The sequence below is a fragment of the Rickettsia sp. TH2014 genome, from assembly GCF_019249195.1.
GTDB lineage: Bacteria > Pseudomonadota > Alphaproteobacteria > Rickettsiales > Rickettsiaceae > Rickettsia > Rickettsia felis.
This window is the reverse complement of record NZ_MXAX01000196.1, coordinates 1-2,363: the sequence shown is the minus strand read 5'-3', so window position 1 is coordinate 2,363 and position 2,363 is coordinate 1. Positions and strand designations below refer to the sequence as shown.

Sequence of the window (2,363 nt, the reverse complement as noted above, 5' to 3'; positions counted from 1 at the left end):
GTGGATTTACCACTGCCATCTACACCTTCTAATGTTATAAATCTGCCACGTTTAACTCTATTAGTGCTATTCATGATTATTACCGAGAATACTGATTATTTATCTGCCTCTGTCTTGATTACTCTTACTTTGCGTGGTAGTCGAAACCCAAGATACAGCGGATTTATTTTCTACAGCTACTTTACCTTGCATTGTGAGCTCATTTGCCCCAACTATTTTTTTATTCGATAAATCATCTGTATTTAAAAACTGTAATATCTCAGCTGAATTCATATTTTTAATTTTATTCTCTACATCTATCGCCGTATCTTGCTTATCCTGAATCTTACTACTTTCTAAGCTATAGTTTTTAGACCCCTCTAAGCTATCTCGATTTAAAAACTCTAGTATCTGTTTTGAATCCATATTCTTTATCTGTTCTTCAATATTAACACTATTAACCTTAACATTACCCTTATCACTGCCCCCCGATTGTTGTATTTCATCTCTATTTAAAAATTGTAATATCTCAGCTGAATTCATCTGTTTAATCTTTGCTTCTATAGCATCGTAAACCTCTAGATTATTATTTTGATCTAGCTTACTACTTTTAGCTGCAACTATTTTTTTATTGCTCTTATGCGACACTCTAAATAATTTAGAAAGAACTCGCCTAATCTTACTTTCTTTCTTTTCCTTAATATCATTCTGATGTCCTTGAGCCTTACCATCCTGCGTTATAATAGGCTCAACGCTCGCAAATATCTCCTTATGGTTCTCTAGTTGTGCTTTATGAAAATCATTTAATTTATTTTTCTTACTTTCTTTTCTACTCATTGTTTTATGTTCCTATTTTTTTACTTAAATAATTGTAGTGGTTTTATCAGCTTTGTACTGAATGCTCGAACTTTCTATAAAATATTACTTGCTTAGTTGCTGTACATTATTTACTCGATTATTACGCCTATTCATCTCGTTCTGTGTATGCTTGCCATGTAGTACTTTTGGTGATAATATATTCGGGTTACTTATGCGTTGTTGCTCTGAAGCTATACCAAGCTTATACGCAGTTTTAAGCAATTGATTGGTCATGCTAATAGCTTGTACAATATTAATCGCAGTAATTTTATCCTCATCTAAAATACCCCATGTTTTACCATCACCGTCTTTGGTAAAACGCGTGACTATCTCGCCGTTTATTGCCTGCTCTAATTGAGATACATCATCTTTTCTTAATATGCCTTGCATTAATTCCTTAGGCATATGAATATATGGTGTCATTTGCTCTGTAAAATCTTTACGTATTTTAGGATGAATCGGGATTGGCTTTTTATTATCGTCTAAAGACATAATAAAAACTTTGTCAAATAGTCTAGCAATGGAACGCTTTTCTATTAATTCCATTACTCCTTGCTTAGTATATATTTGAGTAGTCAGAGTGTCCTGCAACTGCTTCACCTGCTTCTTAAACGCTATAAGCTTACCCTCTAATAATAAATCCTTGTTCTCAGTTAATGTTTTGTCTAACTTTTTACTTATTCCCCGTATAGTCTCCTCTAAACTTATCACCGCTTTTCCTTGATTCTCTTCATTGCTAGCACTTGCTGATAGAAGTGAAGCACGTGCTGCTCTAAAGTCTGGCGTATGCGTTATTTGACCATTATTATTTTGAGCTACTTTAATAAGCTCGTCACTTATAAATGACTCTATACTTTTAAAGTCATTTAATAATGTAATTATCAACTCTTGAGTAACTTGCCGTTTTTTATAATTATTTATTACGACCTCAGGACCTTGTGTAAACATTACCTTATCTGATGCCTCTTTAAAATCAGCGACTTCTTTCTGCAATGACGTAAAATCTTCCGGCTTTAGATGTGCATTAAACTCTAATATTCGTTGTATTTGCTTATCCATTGCTAATTGGACAGAGATAAAACTTATGGCCGCTTTACCTTCATTTTCTGTAGTATTTGGGTTTGCACGACTCAATGTATAATATTCTTTATATAAATCAGCACTATTAAGTGATGCTGTTTTTAATTGATCCAGCTCATTCATAATATGATCTGTAGCTTCAAGCATCTTGCGTAGATACATATTTCGCATCACATCTATCAATATATATTCTGAACCATAAAATGTTCTATCACTATACCCTGAGTCAGTAGATGTATTAGAAATACCACGCTCAATACTATCATCTTGTTTGTTTCCGATCGCTACTTCGTCTAAGCCATCCATTCCTTTATTGTTATCCAGTATCACAATCCCCTCTTTCATAGTTGGTAATTTAGTCTTAGGTATTTTGGTTTCTCCATATATTGATTTTGTATTATTATATTTGTACTTTAACTTTTCTTCAGACTGCTTAAATATTCTAA

General features: G+C 33.0%; 2 protein-coding genes. Both read right to left on the bottom strand.

Annotated elements, in window-relative coordinates; translation table 11 throughout:
* Positions 1–99 precede the first annotated feature (99 nt).
* Entirely contained in the window at positions 100–816 is a 717-nt protein-coding gene (locus tag KYQ89_RS03925; RefSeq protein ID WP_218460499.1) for a hypothetical protein, read from the bottom strand.
* 84 nt (positions 817–900) lie between these two features.
* A partial coding sequence (locus KYQ89_RS03920; RefSeq protein WP_218460498.1) for a hypothetical protein occupies positions 901–2,363 on the bottom strand: 1,463 nt, incomplete at its 5' end.